2 protein-coding genes are annotated in these 21452 nt (G+C 75.8%); both read left to right on the top strand.

All coding sequences use genetic code 11. From position 1 onward, the window contains the following. The first annotated feature begins 4 nt into the window (after window positions 1-4). Window positions 5-10219, top strand: coding sequence for a type I polyketide synthase (locus ACH4ZA_RS35720; protein WP_398433308.1), 10215 nt, complete (start codon window positions 5-7; stop codon window positions 10217-10219). Window positions 10220-10256: 37 nt separating this feature from the next. Then, entirely contained in the window at window positions 10257-21146 is a 10890-nt protein-coding gene (locus tag ACH4ZA_RS35715) for a type I polyketide synthase (protein ID WP_398433307.1), read from the top strand. Window positions 21147-21452: the final 306 nt, after the last annotated feature.

Here is a 21452-nt window from a genome sequence, read left to right as displayed (position 1 = left end):
TTTCGTGGCTGACGACGACAAGTACGTTGAATACCTCAAGCGGGTCACGGGTGAACTCCGGCAGACCCGCCGCAGGCTGCGCGAGGTCGAGGACCGCAGCCGGGAGCCGATCGCCGTCGTCGCGATGAGCTGCCGCTTCCCCGGCGACGTCCGTTCGCCGGAGGACCTGTGGCGGCTCGTCGACGAGGGCCGGGACGCCATCGGCCCACTGCCGGAGGACCGGGGCTGGGACATCGCGGACCGTTACGACCCGGACCCCGACCGGCCCGGCACGTTCTCCACCCGTGAGGGCGGCTTCCTGCGCGACGCCGCCTCCTTCGACGCCGCCTTCTTCGGCATGAGCCCGCGCGAGGCCCTCGCCACCGACCCACAGCAGCGGATCCTGCTGGAGGCGTCCTGGGAGCTGCTGGAGCGTGCCGGAATCCGTCCCCGGACCCTGCGCGGCAGCTCCACCGGCGTGTTCGTGGGCGCCGCGACCTCCGGTTACGGTCAGGGCCCGGTCGAGGTGCCCGAGGACGTGCACGGACTGATGCTCGCCGGGAACGCCACCTCGGTCGCCTCCGGCCGTATCTCCTACGTCCTGGGCCTGGAAGGGCCGGCCGTCACCGTCGACACCGCCTGCTCCTCCTCCCTGGTCGCCCTGCACTGGGCGGTGCAGGCCCTGCGGGCCGGCGAGTGCGACCTCGCCATGGCCGGCGGCGTCGCCGTGATGGCCACCCCCGGCCTGCTGTTCGAGTTCAGCAGGCAGCGCGGCCTCGCCCCCGACGGCCGCTGCAAGGCCTTCGCCGACGCCGCCGACGGCACCGGCTGGTCCGAGGGCGTGGGCCTGCTGCTGGTGGAACGTCTCTCAGACGCCCGCCGCAACGGACACCCGGTGCTGGCCGTGGTCCGCGGCTCCGCCGTGAACTCCGACGGCGCCTCCAACGGTCTGACCGCGCCCAACGGGCCCGCCCAGCAGCGCGTCATCGAGCAGGCCCTCGCCAACGCCGGGATCACCGCCGCGGACGTCGACGCCGTCGAGGCGCACGGCACGGGCACCACCCTCGGCGACCCCATCGAGGCCCAGGCCCTGCTGGCCACCTACGGCCGCGCCAAGGACGCCGCACATCCGCTGCACCTGGGTTCGCTGAAGTCGAACCTCGGCCACACCCAGGCGGCGGCCGGCGTCGCAGGCGTCATCAAGACGGTCATGGCCCTGCGGCACGGACGGCTGCCGCGCACGCTGCACGTGGACCAGCCGTCCACGCACGTCGACTGGGACGCCGGTCACGTCCGGCTGCTCACCGAGGCCACCGACTGGCCGCTCACCGAGGGACGTCCCCGCCGCGCCGCCGTCTCGTCCTTCGGGATCAGCGGCACCAACGCCCATGTCGTCCTGGAGGCCGCGCCCGGCGAGACCGAGAAGGCCGAGGGAACAACCGAGGGAACAGCCGAGGGAACATCAGGGGGCGAGGCGAGCGAGGACACGGGTCCGGCCCCCACGACCGCCGTGCGGCTGCCGCTCGTGCCCTGGCTGCTGTCCGCGCGCGGCGCCGAAGCGCTGCGCGCCCAGGCCGCCCGCCTCCTCGAGCACACCGACGCCCACCCCGCCGACGACCCGCACGCCACCGCCCGCGCACTCGCCGGGACGCGGCAGGCCTTCGAGCACCGGGCCGTCGTCCTCGCCGAGGACACGGCCGGCGCCCGCGAAGCCCTGCGCGCCCTCGCCGCCGGGGAGGCGCATCCGGACGTCGTGACGGGCCGCACGCTGCGCGGCGCGACCGCGTTCCTCTTCTCCGGCCAGGGCGCCCAGCGGCCCGGCATGGGCCGCGAACTGTACGGCGCGTTCCCCGCCTTCGCCGCCGCCTTCGACGAGATCTGCGCCCATCTCGACCCCGAACTGGGCCTGAGCCTCGGGAAAGCCGTCCTCGAGAGCGCCCCGGACGACGAGGCGCTGCGCGAGACCGGCCTCGCCCAGCCCGCCCTGTTCGCCGTCGAGGTCGCCCTCTACCGCCTGCTGGAATCATGGGGCGTCACGCCCAAGTACGTCCTCGGGCACTCCCTGGGCGAACTCTCCGCCGCACACGTCGCCGGCGTGTGGTCGCTGCCCGACGCCTGCCGGCTCGTCGCCGCCCGCGGGCGGCTGATGCAGGCCCTGCCGCGCGGGGGCGCCATGGTCTCCGTGGAGGCCGCCGAGGACGAGGTGACCGCACTGCTCGCCGCACACGGCGACGCCGTCTCGGTCGCCGCCGTCAACGGACCGCGCGCCACCGTGATCTCCGGCGACGAGAGCGCCGTCGAAGCCGTCGCGTCCGCACTCGCGGCACGCGGTCGCACCACCCGCGGGCTGCGGGTCTCGCACGCCTTCCACTCGGCACGCATGGACGCCGTCCTGGACGACTTCCGGGCCGTCGCCGAAAGCGTCACCGCGCACACCCCGCGCCTGACCGTCGTCTCCAACCTCACCGGACGTCCCGCCACGGCCGGGGAACTCGCGTCGGCCGACTACTGGGTGCGCCACCTGCGCCACACCGTCCGCTTCACCGACGGCGTCGGCTGGCTCGCCGCCCACGGCGTCACCCGTTACGTGGAGCTCGGCCCCGACGCCACCCTCAGCGCCCTCGCCCGGACCGGTCTGCCCGACGACGCCGCCGACCGCGTGTGCGTGCCCGTGCTGCGCAAGGACCGCCCCGAGCCCCGCACCCTGCTCGCCGCCGTCGCCGCCGTCCACGTCCACGGCGCCTCCGTCGAGACGGGGGCCCTGCTCGGCAGCGACCCGGCCGGCCCGCGGGTCGACCTGCCCACCTACGCGTTCACGGGGGACCGCTACTGGCTGCGCCCCTCCCTCGGCACCGGCGACGTCACCGGCGCCGGGCTCGTCGGCGCCGGCCACCCGCTGCTCGGGGCCGTCGTCCGCGTCGCCGACGACGACCGGGTCCTGCTCACCGGACGGCTGTCCACCCGCGCCCAGCCCTGGCTCGCCGAACACACCGTGTCCGGCACGGTCCTGCTGCCGGGCGCCGCGTTCGTCGAACTCGTGCTGCGCGCCGGCGACGAGGTCGGCTGCGGTCTCCTCGACGACCTCACGCTCGAAGCGCCGCTCGCGCTCCCGGACACCTCCGGCGTCCAGCTGCAGATCGCCGTCGGCGCCCCCGACGCGGACGGCCGCAGGCCGGTCGCCGTGCACTCCCGGGCCGACGCCGACGACGACGGCCCCTGGACCCGGCACGCCACCGCCGTCCTCGCACCGGCGCCCGCCGTGCCCGAGGCAGAGCCCGTCGCCTGGCCTCCCGCGGACGCCCGCAGCGTCCCCCTGGACGGCTTCTACGACGCCCTCGCCGTCCGGGGCTACCAGTACGGCCCCGCCTTCCAGGGCCTGCGGGCCGCGTGGCGGTCCGGCGACGTCTGGTACGCCGAGGTGACCCTCCCGGAGGACCAGCACCGCGACGCCGCTCGCTTCGGCCTCCACCCGGCGCTCCTCGACGCCGCCCTGCACGCCCAGCTCGCCGGCTCCGGCGACGAGGGCGAGGGCGACGGCGGAGGCCGGGGCGTGGGCCTGCCGTTCGCGTTCAGCGGCGTCACGCTGCACGCCGTCGGCGCAACCGGGCTCCGGGTCCGCCTGGAGCGCGGTCCTTCCGGCGCCGTGAGCCTGCACCTCGCCGACGGCACGGGACGCCCCGTGGCCACCGTCGGCTCCCTCGTCAGCCGCCCGATCTCCCCGGCCGCCCCGCACGCCTCCCGGCCCGCCGACGGCGCCCTGTACGCGGTGCGCTGGAGCGACAGCGCTCGGCCCGACGCCGCGATCGCGGGCACCGCGAACGCCGACGCCGCGAACGCCGACGCCGCGGTCGCCGACGGCCTGCGGCTCGCCGGCGACGACCCGGCCGGCCTGGTCCCCGCCTGGCCCGTGCTCGGCGCCGACGACGCCCCCTCGTGCGTGTTCCTGCCGTGCGTCTCCGCTCCCGACGAGACCCCGGCCGGCATCGCCGGCCGCGTCCTGACCCGCCTGCAGACGCTGCTGGCCGATCCGCGCACCGACAGCGCCCCCATCGTGATCGTCACGCGCGGCGCCGTCGGCGCGGTCGACGGCGAGGACGTCACCGACCTGTCCGCGGCCGCCGTCTGGGGTCTGGTCCGCTCGGCCCAGACCGAGAACCCGGGACGCGTCGTCGTCGCCGACGTCGACGACACCGCCGCCTCCCGAGCGGCCCTCGCGGCCGCCGTCGGCACCGGGGCGACCCAGTTCGCCCTGCGCGACGGCACGCTGCTCACCCCCGCGCTCACCCGAATCCCGGCAGCCGAACGGGCACCCGTCTGGGACGCCGAGGGCACGGTCCTCGTCACCGGCGGCACCGGCGCGCTCGGCGCGCTGGTCGCCCGCCACCTGGTCGTCGCTCACGGCGTCCGCTCCCTGGTGCTGACCTCCCGAAGGGGCGCCGAAGCCCCGGGCGCCCGCGAGCTGAAGGACGAACTCACCGCCCACGGCGCGGTCGTACGCGTCGAGGCCTGCGACGCAGCCGACCCGGGAGCCCTGGCCGACCTCCTCGGCACGCTGCCCGCACAGCGGCCGCTGCGCGCCGTGGTGCACACCGCGGGCGTCCTCGACGACGGCGTGTTCGGCTCGCTCACCCCCGACCGGCTCGCCACCGTGCTGCGGGCGAAGGCGGACACCGCGCTCACCCTGCACGAGGCGACCCGGGACGCCGATCTCACCGCCTTCGTCCTGTTCTCCTCGGCCTCCGGCCTGCTGGGCGGCGCCGGACAGGCCAACTACGCCGCCGCCAACACCGTCCTGGACGCCCTGGCCCACCACCGCCGCGCCGCCGGTCTGCCCGCCACCTCGCTGGCATGGACGCTGTGGGACCACGACAGCGGCATGACCGGCGGGCTCGGCGAGGACGGCCAGCGCCGCATCGCGGCCTCCGGACTGCCCGCCCTGGACCCGGACCGGGCCCTGCGCATGCTCGACGAGGCTCTCGCCGCCGGCGAGCCGCTGCTCGCACCGCTGCGCACCGACCCCGCCGCGCTGCGCGCCGCCGCCTCGGCCGGACGGCTGCCCGCCCTCCTGCACGGCCTTGTCCCGGCCGCCCCGGCCCGGCGGACCGCCCGCGCCGCGGACACGGACTCCTCCGCGCTGAGCCGCCTCCTGTCCGGCCTGTCCGTACCCGAACAGGAGCGCCACCTGCTCGAGTTGGTCCGCCGCCACGCCGCCGTCGCCCTCGGCCACGGCTCGGCCGGCGCCGTCGACGGCGAACAGTCCTTCAAGGACCTCGGCTTCGACTCCCTCAGCTCCGTCGACCTGCGCAACCGCCTCAACGCCGAGACCGGACTGCGGCTGCCGGCCACGCTCGTCTTCGACCACCCCCGCCCCACCGCGCTCGCCCGCCACCTCCTGCGCGAACTCGCGGGCGTCACCGAGGAGTTCGCCACCACCAGGCGTGCAGCCGAGGAGGACGACCCGGTCGTCGTCGTCGCCATGGCCTGCCAGTACCCCGGCGGGGTCACCTCCCCCGAGGACCTGTGGCGTTTCGTCTCCGAGGGCGGCGACGCCATCGGCGCGTTCCCCACCGACCGCGGCTGGGACCTGGACCGCCTGCCCGGCCTGGAGGCCGGATTCCTCTACGGCGCCACGCACTTCGACGCCTCCCTCTTCGGCATCGCACCCCGCGAGGCGCTCGCCATGGACCCCCAGCAGCGGCTGCTGCTGGAGACGTCCTGGGAGGTCTTCGAACGCGCCGGGATCGATCCCCTGTCCCTGCGCGGCAGCGGCACCGGCGTCTACGTCGGCGCGATGGGCTCCGGCTACGCCTCCGGCCTGGCCGACATCCCCGAAGGCATGGAGGGCTACATCGGACTCGGCGTGTCCGGCAGCGTCATCTCCGGCCGGGTCGCCTACACCTTCGGCCTGGAGGGGCCGACCATGACGGTCGACACCGCCTGCTCGTCCGCACTGGTCGCCCTGCACCTCGCCGCCCACGCCCTGCGCCAGGGCGAGTGCTCGATGGCCCTGGCCGGCGGGGTCACGGTCATGGCCACCCCCGGCACCTACACCGAGTTCACGGCCCAGAACGGGCTGGCGGCCGACGGCCGCTGCAAGGCCTTCGCCGCCGGCGCCGACGGCACCAGCTTCTCCGAGGGCGTCGGCATGCTCCTGCTGGAACGCCTCTCCGACGCCCGCCGCGAAGGCCACCCCGTCCTGGCCGTGATCCGCGGCTCCGCCACCAACCAGGACGGCGCGTCCAACGGCCTGACCGCCCCCAACGGCCCCTCTCAGGAGCGCGTCATCCGACAGGCGCTGGCCTCGGCAGGGCTCGCCCCGTCCGACGTCGACGCCGTCGAGGCGCACGGCACCGGAACCACCCTCGGCGACCCCATCGAGGCCCAGGCGCTGTTCGCGACCTACGGCCGCGACCGCGACGCGCAACCCCTGCTGCTGGGATCCGCGAAGTCCAACTTCGGTCACACCCAGGCCGCCGCCGGCGCCGCCGGCGTCATCAAGATGGTCATGGCCATGCGCCACGGCGAACTGCCGCGCACCCTGCACGTCGACGAGCCCTCCCCGCACATCGACTGGTCCAGCGGCGCCATCGAGCTGCTCACCGAGGCCCGCCCCTGGCCGGCCCGCCCCGACCGGCCGCGCCGCGCGGGCGTGTCCTCGTTCGGGATCAGCGGCAGCAACGCCCACGTCGTCCTGGAGGAGCCGCCCGCCGCCCCGCCCGTCGCCGAACGGGCGGCGCCCGCCACCGCGCCCCGGGTGCACGCCCTCTCCGGGCACACCCCGGACGCGCTGCGCGCCCAGGCCTCCCGGCTGCACACCCACCTGCTGCACCACGACGTCGACCCCCGTGACCTCGCCCGTACCCTCGCCGTCGCCCGCCATCCGCACGCCCACCGCGCGGCTGTCGTCGCCGCGGACCGTGCGGAACTCCTGGCCGGGCTCGCCGCCGTCGCCGCCGGCGAGCCGGACGCCCGTACCGCGACGGGCGCCGCCGGCGGCGCACGGCTCGCCGTCCTGTTCAGCGGACAGGGCGCCCAGCGCCCCGGCATGGGCCGCGACCTGTACAACGCACACCCCGTCTACGCGCGCACCTTCGACGAGGTGTGCGCCGGACTCGACCTCCATCTCGACGGACCGCCGCTGCGCGACGTCGTCTTCGCCGACCCGGACAGCGCCGAGGCCGCCCTGCTGGACCGCACCGCCTACACGCAGGCCGCCCTCTTCGCGTACGGCACCGCGGCCCACGCCCTCGTCCGGTCCTGGGGTGTGCTGCCCGACGTGCTCGCGGGGCACTCCATCGGCGAACTCACCGCGGCCCACGTCAGCGGAGTCATCGACCTGGCCGACGCCTGCGCCCTGGTCGCGGCCCGGGGCAGGCTCATGCAGAGCCTCGCCGAGGGCGGCGCCATGGCCGCCCTGGAGGCGACCGAGGACGAGGTGCTGCCCCTGCTGGAGGACCGGGCCGACCGCGTCGCCGTCGCCGCGGTCAACGGACCGGTCTCCGTCGTCGTCTCCGGTCACGCCCAGGACGTGGAGGCGATCACCGCCGAGTTCGCGGCCCGCGGCCGCAAGACCCGGCGCCTGCGGGTCAGCCACGCCTTCCACTCGCCGCTGATGGACCCCATGCTCGACGAGTTCCGCGCCGTCGCCGCCCGCGTCCGCTTCCACCCGCCCACCGTCCCCGTCGTGTCCAACGTGACCGGCGACCTCGCGGCCGGCGACGACCTGACCACCCCCGACTACTGGGTGCGCCACGTCCGCCGGGCCGTCCGCTTCGGCGACACCGTCCGCACCCTGGAGGCGAACGGCGTCACGCTCACGCTCGAACTCGGCCCCGACGCCACCCTCACCACCCTGGTCCGAGGCGGCCTCAGCGCCTCCGCTGCGGTGACCGCCGTACCCCTGGTGCGCCGCGACACGAGCGAGGGCCGCTGCGCCCTGCTCGCCGCCGCCACCCTGCACGTACACGGGCTCGGCGACGTCCCGGCGCCGCCGGCCGACGCCGCGGCCCGGCCCGTGCCCCTGCCGACGTACGCCTTCCAGCGCGAGCGCTTCTGGCTGGAGGCGTCCGCGCCGGCTCCCGCCGCGGCCGGCCAGGAGGCCGCGTTCTGGAGACTCGTCGAGGCGACGGACGCCCCGGCCCTCGCCGAGCGCCTCGCGGTCGACCCCGACGCCCCGCTCAGCGCCGTCCTGCCCGCCCTCGCCGCCTGGCGCGGCGAGGACCGCCGCCAGGCGGAGATCCAGGGCTGGGAGCACCGTGTCGTGTGGCGGCCCACCACGGAGAACGCGGCCACGCCCGCCGGCACCTGGGTCGTCGCCGTCCCCGACCGGCTCGACGGCGGAGCCTGGGCGACCTCCGTCGCGGACGCGCTCACCGCGCACGGCGCCCACGTCCGCCTCCTGCCCGTCGACTGCGCCACCGCAGACCGCACGGCCCTGGCCACCGCCCTCGGGTCCCTGCGCCAGGACGGCGACGGGCCCTGGACGGGCGTGCTGTCGCTGCTCGCCGCCGACACCGCCGCCCTGCCCGGACTCGAAGCCGTCCCGGCCGGTCTCGCCGCGACCACCGCCCTCGTCCAGGCCCTCGCGGACGGGGCCGCGGGCACCGACGCGGTGCGCCTGTGGGCGCTCACCGCGGGCGCCGCCGGCGTCCTCGGGACGGAGGCGTCCGTCGTCCCCGAACAGGCCGCCGTGTGGGGGCTGGGCCGCACCGCCGCCCTCGAACACCCGCAGCTCTGGGGCGGTCTGGTGGACCTGCCCGCGGGCACCGACGCCGCCGTCGCGAGCGACGTGGCCCGCCGGCTGGCCGCGGCGCTGGCCGACCGGGCAGGCGAGGACCAGATCGCCGTGCGGCCCGCCGGCACGTTCGTGCGCCGCCTCGAACACGTTCCGGCCGGCCCGCCCACGGCGTCCGCGCCCGACTGGTCCGGCACCGTCCTGCTCACCGGGGCCACCGGGGCGCTCGGTCTGCGCACAGCCGTCTGGCTCGCCGCGCAGGGCGCCGGCCGCATCGTGGCCGTCAGCCGGTCCGGCCCGGGTTCCGACGGGGCCTCCCACCTCAAGCACGCGCTCGCCGACACCGGCACCGAACTGGTCCTGGCCGCCTGCGACACCGCCGACCGCGACGCGCTCGCCGCGCTCCTCGCCGAACACCCCGTCGACGCCGTCGTGCACACCGCGGGCGTGCTCGACGACCGGCTCCTCGACGGCATGGACCCCGCAGCCCTGGACCGCGTCCTGCGGCCCAAGCTGGCCGCCGCGCGCCATCTCGACGAACTGACGCGCGGGCGCGAACTCACCGCGTTCGTCCTGTACTCGTCGATCTCCGGCACCCTCGGCACCATCGGCCAGGCCAACTACGCGGCGGCCAACGCCAGTCTGGACGCTCTGGCGGAGCGGCGCAGAGCCGCCGGGCTGCCCGCCACGTCACTGGCGTGGGGGCCGTGGGCCGGCGGCGGCATGGCCACCGCCGACGCCGACGGCGAGAACCGCATGCGGCGCGGCGGCATCGACCCGCTCGACCCCGAGCGGGCGTGCGACGCCCTCGGCCGGGCCGTCGCACGCACCGACGCCGTCCTCGCCGTCGCCGACATCGACTGGGCACGCTTCGCGCCCGGCTTCACCACCTCCCGGCCGAGCCCCCTGCTCGCCGGCCTCCCCGAGGTCCGCGACCTGCAGGCCCGCCGCCCGCAGAGCGCCACCGGCGCCCCGCAGGCCCTGCGCGAACGGCTCACCGGACAGTCCGCGGCCGAACGCGAACGCACCCTGACCACGCTGGTGCGGACCGAGGCCGCCGCCGTCCTCGGCCACACCGGCACCGACCGGGTGGGCGCCGCCGTGGCGTTCAACGCCCTGGGCTTCGACTCGCTGATGGCGGTCGAGCTGCGCAACCGGATCGGCGCCGCCACCGGCCTCGCCCTGCCCGCCACCCTGCTGTTCGACCAGCCGAGCGCCACCGCGCTCGCCGGGTATCTGCGCGGCCGGCTCTCGGACGACGCCGAAGGCGCCGAAACCGTCCTCGCCGGGCTCGACTCCCTGGAAGCGGCCCTGGCCGCGCTGGCGAAGGACGACGTCCGGCGCGACCGCATCGGCGCCCGGCTGCAGTCGCTCCTCACTGGTTTCACCGGCTCCTCCGCCGCTGTCGCCCCCGCCGCCGGCGGGGACGACGTCAGCGACCGGATCCAGTCCGCCGGCGCGGACGAGATCTTCGACTTCATCGAGAACGACCTCGGCATTTCCTGACGGCGCGGCCACGGGACCTGAGAACTGGTGACGACACATGAGTGATGAGGAAAAACTCCTCGGCTATCTGAAGAAGGTCACGGCCGACCTCCACCAGACGCGACAGCGCCTGGCCGCGGCCGAGGCACACCGGAACGACCCCGTGGCGATCGTCGCGATGGGCTGTCGTTTCCCGGGCGGGGTCGGCGACCCCGACGATCTGTGGCGGCTCCTCGACGACGGCGGCGACGCCATGTCCGAGTGGCCCCGCGACCGGGGCTGGGACGTCGACGCCCTGTACGACCCGACGCCCGGCACACCCGGCCGCAGCTACACCCGCACCGGCGGATTCATCGACCGCGTCGGCGACTTCGACGCCGGGTTCTTCGGCATCTCCCCGCGTGAGGCCGTCGGCACCGACCCGCAGCAGCGGATCCTGCTGGAGATCTGCTGGGAGGCGCTGGAACGCGCCGGGATCGACCCGCTCGCCCTGCGCGGGAGCCGCACCGGCGTGTTCTCCGGCACCAACCTGCAGGACTACACCACCCTGCTGAGCCTGTCCGACAACGCCGGCGACGACGGGGTGGGCAACGCGCCCAGCGTCCTGTCCGGCCGGATCTCCTACACCCTCGGCCTGGAGGGCCCCGCGGTCTCCGTCGACACCGCCTGCTCCTCCTCGCTGGTCACCCTCCACCTGGCAGCGCAAGCCCTGCGCGCGGGCGAGTGCGACCTCGCCCTCGCCGGCGGCGTCACCGTCATGTCGACGCCCACGATCTTCCTCGAGTTCAGCCGCCAGCGCGGCCTGTCGCCGGACGGCCGCTGCCGTGCCTTCGCCGACACCGCCGACGGCACCGCGTGGGGCGAGGGCGCGGGAGTCCTCGTCGTCGAACGGCTCTCCGACGCCCGCCGCCACGGACATCCCGTCCTCGCCGTCCTGCGCGGCTCCGCCGTCAACCAGGACGGCGCGTCCAACGGTCTGACCGCTCCCAACGGCCCCTCCCAGGAACGCGTCATCTGGCAGGCGCTCAACAACGCGAGGCTCGCACCCGCCGACGTGGACGCCGTCGAGGCGCACGGCACCGGAACCACCCTCGGCGACCCCATCGAGGCGCAGGCCCTGCTCGCCACCTACGGACAGGACCGGCCCGCGGACCGGCCGCTGCTGCTCGGCTCGGTGAAGTCGAACATCGGCCACACCCAGGCCGCGGCGGGCGTCGCCGGCGTCATCAAGACGGTCCTCGCGCTGCGCGCGGGCCGGCTGCCGGCGACCCTCCACGTCGACCGGCCCAGCCGGCACGTCGACTGGACCGCCGGAAACGTCGAACTGCTCACCGAGGCCCGCGGCTGGCCCGCCGTCGGCGACCGCCCGCGCCGCGCGGGCGTGTCCTCCTTCGGCGTCAGCGGCACCAACGCCCACGTCATCCTGGAACAGGCCCCGCCGACCGAGCCGGACGACACCACCGGGCCCGCCGGCGACACGCCCCGCCCGCGCGCCTTCACCGTGTCCGGCCGCACCGCGCCCGCCCTGCGCGACCAGGCCCGCCGGCTCGCCGCCGGCCTGCGCGCCGACCCGGACGGCGCACCGCGCCTCGCCGACCTCGCCTGGTCCCTCGCGACCACCCGGTCCGCACTCGAACACCGAGCCGTCGTCGTCGCCCCCGGCCCCGACGTGCTCCTGCGCGGCCTGACCGCCCTGGCCGACGGCACGCCCGACCCCGCCGTGGTGCGCGGCGTCGCCGACACCGAGGGCGACCCGGTCTTCCTCTTCCCCGGCCAGGGCCCGCAGTGGGAGGGCATGGCCACCGAACTCCACGACGCCGACGCCCGGTTCCGCGCCTTCTTCGACGAAGCCGCCGCCGCCGTCGAGGAGTTCGTCGACTTCCGTGTGCTGGACGTGCTGCGGGCCGCCCCGGGTGCCCCGCCCCTGGAGCGCCTCGACGTCGTCCAGCCCACCCTCTTCGTCGTCTGCGTCGCCCTCGCCCGACTGTGGATGGCGTGCGGGGTCCGCCCCGCCGCGGTCGCCGGACAGAGCCAGGGCGAGATCGCCGCCGCACACATCGCGGGCGTCCTCACCCTCCAGGACGCGGCCCGGATCGTCGTGGCCCGCTCCCGGGAACTCACCGCGATCACCGGCCGCGGCGGCATGGTCGCCGTGCCGCTGGCGCTCGCCGAGGTCGAACGTCTCATCGCGCCCTATCACGGCCGCATCTCCGTCGGCTCCGTCACCGGCCCGCGGTCCGTCACGGTGTCCGGGGACGCCGAACCGCTGGCCGAACTGCTGGCCCGCCTCACCGAAGACGGAATCCGCGCACGCCGCGTGCCGGTGGACTACGCCTCGCACTGCGCCCAGGTGGAGGAGGTCCGCGACGCCCTGCTCGCCGGATTCGCACCGGTGCGCCCGCGCCCCGCCCACATCCCGTTCCACTCCACCGTCACCGGGGAACGGGTCGAGGACACCACCACGCTCGACGCCGCCTACTGGTACGACAACATCCGCAGCACCGTCCGCTTCGAGAGCACCGTGCGCGCTCTCGCCGGAGCCGGACAGCGCGTCTTCGTCGAGATGAGCCCGCACCCCGTGGTCACCACCGCGGTCGGCGACATCCTCGACGACCTCGGCATCACCGGCGGCGCCGTCCTCGGCACCCTGCGCCGCGACGACGGCGGGACCGAACGCTTCCTCACGTCCGTGGCCGGGCTCGCTGTCCGCGGCGGATCCGTGGACTTCGACGCCGTCCACGACGAACCCGCACGCCGCGTCGACCTGCCCGTCTACGCCTTCCAACGCCGCCGGTACTGGCCGGGGTTCACCGCCGCCGCGACCACCGCGGCCGCTGCCGCCGCTGCCGCCGCCACCGCGGACGCCCCGCTCTGGCAGGCCGTCGAGTCGGGCGACCTCACCGCCCTCGCCGAAGCGCTCGGCCTCGACGAACAGGCCACGGCCGCACTGCTCCCCGCCCTGGCCGGCTACCGGCGGCGCGGCGACGACCGCGCCACCGCCGACCGCTGGCGCTACCGCATCACCTGGCGCCCCCTGCGGGACACGCCCACGCCGGCCCTCACCGGCCGCTGGACCCTCGTCGCGCCCCGCAGCCACGAGAGCGGGCCCGAGGTCACCGCGGTGCAGGACGCCCTGGCCCGCGCCGGAGCCGACTGCGCCCTCGTCCTGGTCGACGAGCACGCCGACCGCACGGCGCTCGCCGCCGTGCTGGCCGACGCGACGGCCGACGCCCGCGGTGTCCTGTCCCTGCTCGCCCTCGACGACGGCGCGCACCCCCGGCACCCGCTGCTGCACGGCGGCTTCGCCGCCACCGTCGCCCTGGTGCAGGCCATGGACGACCTCAACGTCCGGCTGCCGGTGTGGTTCCTCACCCGCGGCGCCGTGGCCACCCGTGCCGGCGAGGCCCCCGCCGCACCGGAGCAGGCCCTCGTCTGGGGCTTCGGACGGGTCGTCGCCCTGGAACAGGCCGACTGCTGGGGCGGCCTCGTCGACCTGCCCGATCAGCTCGACGCGCGCACCGCCGACCGGGTCGTCGCGGTCCTCGCCGGAACCGACCACGAGGACCAGGTCGCCGTACGCGCCACCGGCGCGCTGGGCCGCCGGCTGGAGCGCGCCGCCGTCGGCGGACTCGCCGGCCGACGCCGCTGGCGACCGGAGGGCACCGTCCTCGTGACCGGCGGCACCGGCGCCCTCGGCCGTCACGTGGCCCGCTGGCTCGCCCGCGAGGGAGCGGCGCACCTGCTCCTCGTCAGCCGCTCCGGCCCCGACGCCGAATGCGCCGCCGGGCTGCTCGCCGAGCTGACCGCCCTCGGCGCCAGGGCCGACCTTGTCGCCTGCGACATCGCCGACCCCGCGGCCCTCGCCGACCTGCTGGCCTCCGTCCCCGAGGAACGCCCCCTCACAGCCGTCTTCCACACCGCCGCCGTTCTCGACGACGGGGTCATCGGCTCGCTCACGCCCGAGCGCCTCGCCGAGGTCCTGCGGGTCAAGGCCGGAGGCGCTCGGAACCTCGACGCCGCGACCGCCGGCCTGGACCTTTCCGCCTTCGTGCTGTTCTCCTCGTCATCGGGTGTCTTCGGCAGCCCCGGGCACGGCAATTACGCCCCCGGCAACGCCTTCCTGGACGCCCTCGCCGAGGACCGCCGCTCGCGCGGTCTGCCCGCCACGGCGATCGCGTGGAGCGGCTGGGCCGAGGGAGGCATGGCCTCCGGCACGGTCGGGGAACGACTCCAGCGCCACGGCGTCCGCCTCATGGACCCCGCCGTCGCCGTCACGGCCCTGCAGCACGCCCTGGACCAGGACGACACCGCACTCGTCGTCACAGACATCGACTGGGAGGTCTTCGGGGCCGAGCTCGGCAAGGGCCGCCCCCGCCGTCTCTACGCCGAACTTCCGGATCTGGGACAGCTGCACGCGCAGCGGGCCGCCGCCCCGGCAGCCTCCGGCGGCGACGACCACGACGTGATGGCCACGATCGCCGCCCTCGGGGAGGCGGACCGCCGTCATGCCCTGCTCGAGCTGGTGCGCGCACACATCGCCTATGTCCTCAACCATCCGAGCCCCGACGACGTCGAGCCGGCCCGGGCCTTCCGGGAACTCGGCTTCGACTCCCTCAGCGCCGTGGAGCTGCGCAACACCCTGGGCGAGGCGACCGGCATGCGGCTGCCCGCCACCCTCGTGTACGACTACCCCACGCCCGCGGCCCTGGCCGAGCACCTCGGCGAGCAGCTGGCCCCGGCGGCAGCCGCCGCCTCCGCGGTCGCCGTCACCCGCCCGGACACGGCAGAGGACCCGGTCGTGATCGTCGGCATGGCCTGTCGCTTCCCCGGCGGGGCGGACACTCCGGAGCGGTTCTGGCAGCTGCTGGCCGACGGCGCCGACGTGATGGGCCCGTTCCCGCAGGACCGGGACTGGGACGTGGCCGGGCTCTACCATCCCGAACCCGGCACGGCGGGCCGTACCGCCACGCTCACCGGTGGATTCCTGGACGGCTTCGCCGACTTCGATCCCGGCGTCTTCGCCATCTCGCCCCGCGAGGCCCTGGCCATGGACCCGCAGCAGCGGCTGCTGCTCGAGACCGCCTGGGAGACGTTCGAGCGGGCCGGGATCGATCCGCGGTCGCTGCGCGGCAGCCGGACCGGTGTGTTCGCCGGCACGAACTACCAGGACTACACCTCCCGTCCGCTCGCGCCCGGCGACGACGTGGGCGCCCACCTGGGCACGGGCAACTCCGCGAGCGTCCTGTCGGGCCGGCTGTCCTACACCTTCGGGCTGGAGGGCCCGGCGGTCACCGTCGACACCGCCTGCTCGTCGTCGCTGGTCGCCCTGCACCTGGCGGCGCAGGCCCTGCGCGCGGGAGAGTGCGACCTCGCCCTCGCCGGCGGCGTCACCGTGATGTCGACGCCCGGTCTGTTCGTGGACTTCAGTCGTCAGCAGGGGCTGGCGGTGGACGGTCGGTGCAAGGCGTTCGCGGAGGCGGCGGACGGGACGGGGTTCTCGGAGGGGGGTGGTCTGCTGTTGGTGGAGCGGTTGTCGGACGCGCGTCGGCTGGGGCATCCGGTGCTGGCGGTGGTGCGGGGTTCGGCGGTGAACCAGGACGGTGCGTCGAACGGGTTGAGTGCGCCGAACGGGCCTTCGCAGCAGCGGGTGATCCGGGCGGCGTTGGCGGACGCGGGTGTGTCTGCGGTGGATGTGGACGTGGTGGAGGCGCACGGTACGGGGACGCGGTTGGGTGATCCGATCGAGGCGCAGGCGTTGCTGGCGACTTATGGTCAGGGTCGTGAGGGTGGTCGGCCGTTGTGGTTGGGGTCGGTGAAGTCGAACATCGGTCATACGCAGGCGGGTGCCGGTGTGGCGGGTGTGATGAAGATGGTGCTGGCGATGCGGTCGGGTGTGGTGCCGGCGACGTTGCACGTGGATGAGCCGTCGTCGCATGTGGAGTGGTCGGCGGGTGCGGTGGAGCTGGTGACGCGGGCGCGGGTGTGGGAGGAGGAGGCCGGGCGTCCGCGGCGTGCGGGTGTGTCGTCGTTCGGCATCAGCGGCACCAACGCGCACGTCATCCTGGAGGGCGTCGCCGACGAACCCCCCACCGCAGGACCGAACACCGACGAACCCCACACCGACGAACCGCACGCCGTCCCCTCGCGGGCACAGGCACAGGCGTCCGTCCCCTGGATCGTCACCGGTCGTAGCCGTGAAGCCCTGCGCGACCAGGCCGCCCGACTGCTCGACCACGTGGGCGCACGTCCCGAAGTCGCCGTCGCCGACGTCGCGTTGGCGCTGGCGACCACCCGGACGCCGTTCGCCCACCGGGCCGTCCTCGTCGGCGACGATCACGACGGCCTCGCGGCCCGGCTGCGAGCGCTGGTCGAGGGAACGCCGCTGCCCGGCACGGTCACCGGCACCGCGCGCGCAGGCGGCCGTACCGCCTTCCTGTTCACCGGCCAGGGCGCCCAGCGGCCCGGCATGGGCCGCGAACTGCACGCTGCCCATCCGGTGTTCGCCCAGGCCTTCGACGCCGTGTGCGAACGCGTTCCCGGACTGCGGGCGGTGGTCCTGGGAGACGACGCCGAACTCCTGAACCGCACCGAGCACGCACAGCCCGCCCTGTTCGCCTTCGAAGTGGCCCTGTACCGCCTGCTGGAGTCGTGGGGCGTCCGCCCGGACCATGTCGCCGGCCACTCCGTCGGCGAGATCGCGGCCGCCCACGTCGCCGGAGTGTTCTCCCTCGACGACGCCTGCGCCCTCGTCGCCGCCCGCGGCCGGCTCATGCAGGAACTCCCCTCCGGCGGCGCGATGGCGTCGATCCGGGCCACCGAGCAGGAGGTGGCGCCGCTGCTGTCCGGACGCGAACGCGAAGTCGGCATCGCCGCCCTCAACGGGCCCTCCGCGACCGTCGTCTCCGGCACGGAGGAGGCGGTCGCCCGGATCTGCGAGCATTTCGAGGCGGCCGGACGGCGCACGACGCGGCTGCGGGTCAGCCATGCCTTCCACTCCCCGCTCATGGATCCGGCACTCGACGACTTCCGGGCCGTCGCCGCCGGCATCACCTACGACGAGCCGATCCTGTCCGTCGTCTCCGCGCGCACCGGCGCGCCGGCCCCCGTCGGCCTGCTCACCGACCCCGAGCACTGGGTGCGGCACCTCCGCGAGCCGGTCCGCTTCCACGACTGCGTCACCCGGTTGCACGGCCTCGGCGTCCGCCGCTTCCTGGAGGTCGGGCCGAACGGTTCGCTCACCGCGCTCGCCGAGACGGCGCTCGCCGAGGCGGAGTCCGACACGGCCGGCACGGTGTTCGCCGCGGCCGTCCTGCGCGACGAGTCCGAGACCGGGTGTCTGCTCCGCGCCGTCGGCACCCTGTTCGCACACGGCGCCGAGCCCGACTGGACGGCGATCCTCCCCGGCGCGCACGCCGTGCCGTTGCCCACCTACGCCTTCCAGCGGCAGCGGTTCTGGCTGCCGACCGCGGCCTCGGCGGGCGACCCCGACGCCGCCGGACTGCACCCCGCCGACCACCCGTTCCTCTCGGCCGAGATAGCCCGCGCGGGCTCGGACGACCTGCTGTTCACCGGGCGGCTGTCACTGCGCAGCCACCCCTGGCTCGCCGACCACGCCGTCCTCGGGCAGGTCATCCTGCCCGCCACCGGCTACCTCGACCTCGTCGTGCACGTGGGCGACCGCACCGGCTGCGGCCACCTGAGCGAACTCACCCTGCTCAGCCCGCTCGTCGTGCCCGCCGAGGGCGCCGTCCACCTCCAGGTCACCGTGGAAGCCGCCGACGACCGGGGCCGCCGCGCCGTCGCCGTGTGGTCGCGGCCCTCGGCGGGCGACGGGGAATGGCAACGGCACGCCCAGGGCGTCCTCGCCCCGCAGACGGGATCCGTGCCGGCCGGCGACCTGGCCGCCTGGCCTCCGCCCGGAGCCCTGGTCGTCTCCGACGAGGACCCCTACGCGGCCTTCGCCGCCGCGGGCTTCGCCTACGGTCCGAGCTTCCGAGGCCTGGGCCGCGTGTGGGAGCGCGGCGAGGAGGTGTACGCCGAGGTCGCGTTGCCGGAACACTGCCGGGAGGACGCCTCCCGGCACGCCCTGCATCCCGCTCTGCTCGACGCGGCCGTCCAGGCCCTGCTGGTCAGACGCCCCGGGCTGCGGGGCGACGACGAGAACGCGGCGCCGATGCTGCCGTTCGCGTGGACCGGGCTGACCCTGCACGCCACCGGAGCGACCGCGCTGAGGGTGCGCCTGACCCCCGCAGGCCACGACCACGGCTACCGGGTCCTGGTCACCGACACCACCGGCCGGGCCGTCGCCACCGCCGACGCGATCACCCTGCGGGAGGTGTCCGCCGCCCCGGCCTCCGGGACGGCCCGACCCGAACTGCTGCGCCTGGACTGGCAGGAGACGCTTCCCGTTCCCGACCCGCCGGCTCCGCGCACGGTGCGCTGGATCGTCCTCGGCGAGGGCGACGACCGGGTGGTGGCCTCCCTCGACGCGACCGGGGTCCACGTCGAGACGTATGCCGACCTCGAGTCGCTCGCCAAGGCCCTCGACACCGGCATGACGATGCCCGAGGTGGTCGTCGTCGCACCGGAGACGTGCCATGTCGGCGATCACGCCGTACCTGAGGCGTTGCGGGGCCGTCTGTCCCGCACCCACGAGGTGATGAGCGGCTGGCTCGCCGACGAGCGGTACACCGACGCCCGGCTCGTGTTCGTCACCCGCCGCGCGGTGACGGCGGGCCGGGACGACGCATCCGAAGGCACGGCCCTGCCGGACGTGACCGGCGCCGCCCTGTGGGGACTGGTCCGCGCCGGACAGACCGAACACCCCGGCCGGTTCCAGCTGGTGGACCTGCCCGGCGGGGCCGAGGCCGGCGACGGGCCCGCACTGCTCGGCGCGATCGCGTCCGGTCGCCCGCACAGCGCGGTCCGCGACGGACGGGTCCTCCACCCCGACGCCGTGCCCGCCACCCCCGGCGCCGCACCCGACCTCGCCGCGGGCACCGTGCTCGTCACCGGCGCCACCGGCGCCCTCGGCCGGGCCGTCGCCCGCCACCTCGTCACCCGGCACGGCGTGCGTTCGCTGCTGCTCGCCGGACGCCGCGGCCCCGCCGCGGACGGCGCGGACGCTCTGGTGTCCGAGCTGACGGAGCTGGGCGCCCGCGTACGTCTGGAGGCCTGCGACGTCGCCCGGCCGTCCGAGGTCGAGCGGCTGTTGACCCACGTGCCCGCGGACGCCCCGCTGACCGGGGTGATCCATGCGGCCGGTGTCACCGACGACGCCGTCCTCACCGCACTCGACGGGGCGCGCTTCGACACGGTGCTGCGCCCGAAGGCGGACGGCGCCTGGAACCTGCACCGGGCCACGGCGGACCACCGTCCGGCCGCGTTCGTGCTGTTCTCCTCTGCGGCGGGCACCTTCGGCGCTCCCGGCCAGGCCAACTACGCGGCGGCGAACTCCTTCCTGGACGGCCTCGCCGCCCTCAGACGCTCACTCGGACGCCCCGCGGCGTCCGTCGCCTGGGGGCTGTGGAGCGACGACAGCGGCATCACCGCCCGTCTGTCGCGAACCGACCGGGGCCGGCTGAGCCGCGGCGGCCTGCGTCCCCTGGCCGCCGAGGACGCCCTGGCTCTTCTCGACGACGCCCTCACCACGGCCGATCCCGCGGTGATCGCCGTCGCCACCGGGGCGGGCCGGACCGGAGTCCGTTCGATGCTGAGGCCCGGCGCCGCGGGGGTGCGACGCAGGAGCGCGTCCGGTCCGGCCGAGCCGGCCGGCCCGTCCCTCCTGGCCGGACGCTCCCCGGAGGAGGGCCGCACCCTGCTGCTCGCTCTGGTGCGCGACCTCGCCGCCACCGTGCTGGGACACGCGAGCGCGGACGAGGTGGAGCCCGACCGGCTCTTCACCGAACAGGGCTTCGACTCCCTCACGGTGGTCGAACTCCGTAACCACCTCGCCACCGCGACCGGCCTGAAGCTGGCACCGACCCTCCTGTTCGACCACGCCACGCCCGAGGCCCTCGCCGCCCATCTGCACGGAAGGCTCGCCGAGCGGGCCACTCAGGAGACCGGCCCGCAGGAGACGGCCGGGGGCGCGCCGGACATCCGCCCCGAGGACACCCTCGGGGGCCTGTTCAAGCAGGCCTGTCTCGACGACCGTGTCGACGACGGCTTCACCCTGCTCCAGGCGGCGGCGGAACTGCGTCCCACCTTCACGTCGCCCGACGAACTCCCCGGCCTGCCCGGGGCGATCCGGCTCTCGGCGGGCGGCGCCGCGGCGCCACTGGTGTGCTTCAGCTCCTACGTGGCCCTCGCCGGCGTCCACCAGTACGCCCGGTTCGCCTCGCCGTTCCGCGGCCGGCGCGACGTCTGGGCGCTGCCCACCCAGGGCTTCGGCACGGGTGAGGCGCTGCCGGCGACCTTCGACGCGGTGGCCGACCTGCACGCCGACGCCGTACGGCGGACCGTCGGGGACGTCCGGCCGGTCCTGCTCGGCTCGTCGTCCGGCGGGGTCCTCGCGCTCTCCGCCGCCCGTCGGATGCAGGAGCGCGGCGCCCCGCCGGCCGCCGTCGTCCTGCTGGACACCTATATGCCACGGGCCGACTCCCCGTTCCTGCGCTTCTCCCAGCAGATGCTCAGCGGCATGTTCGAACGGGAGTCGATGTTCGCGCACATGGACTCGGCCCGGCTCACGGCGATGAGCTGGTACGTCGCGATGATCGGGGAATGGGAGCCGGGCCCCCTGGACTGCCCCGTGCTGCTGGTGCGCTCCAGCGAGCCCCCGGTGCCCGCGGCCCCCGGTGAGGAGATGCGGCCCGAGGAGTGGCAGACGTCCTGGGACCGGGCCCAGACCGTCCTCGACGTCCCCGGCAACCACTTCACGATGATGGAGGACCACGCCCGCTCCACCGCCGGGGCCACCGACGACTGGCTCACCGCCCGGGGCGCCTGACCGGCCGCCCCGCCGCCCCGACACCGACGGCCCTGCCTCCTCGACGGGGGCAGGGCCCATGGCCTTGCCTGCTTGTTGCCTGCCGCCTGCCGCCTGCCGCCTGCCGCCTGCCGCCTGCCGCCTGCCGCCTGCCGCCTGCCGCCTGCCGCGTGTGTTGCGCGGCTGCGTGTGCTGCGTGTGCTGCGTGTGCCGCGTGTCCTGCGCGTGCTGCGGTGGGCCCGCGCGGCCGGTCGGCCCGGCCCGGCCCGCGACGGGCCCTGACAGCCGCGGCAGGCGGCGTCCGGGGCATCGCCGGGCCGGGTTTAG

It is taken from the genome of Streptomyces sp. NPDC020597 (assembly GCF_044335095.1).
Lineage (GTDB): Bacteria > Actinomycetota > Actinomycetes > Streptomycetales > Streptomycetaceae > Streptomyces.
This window is presented reverse-complemented; position numbering and strand designations above follow the sequence as displayed.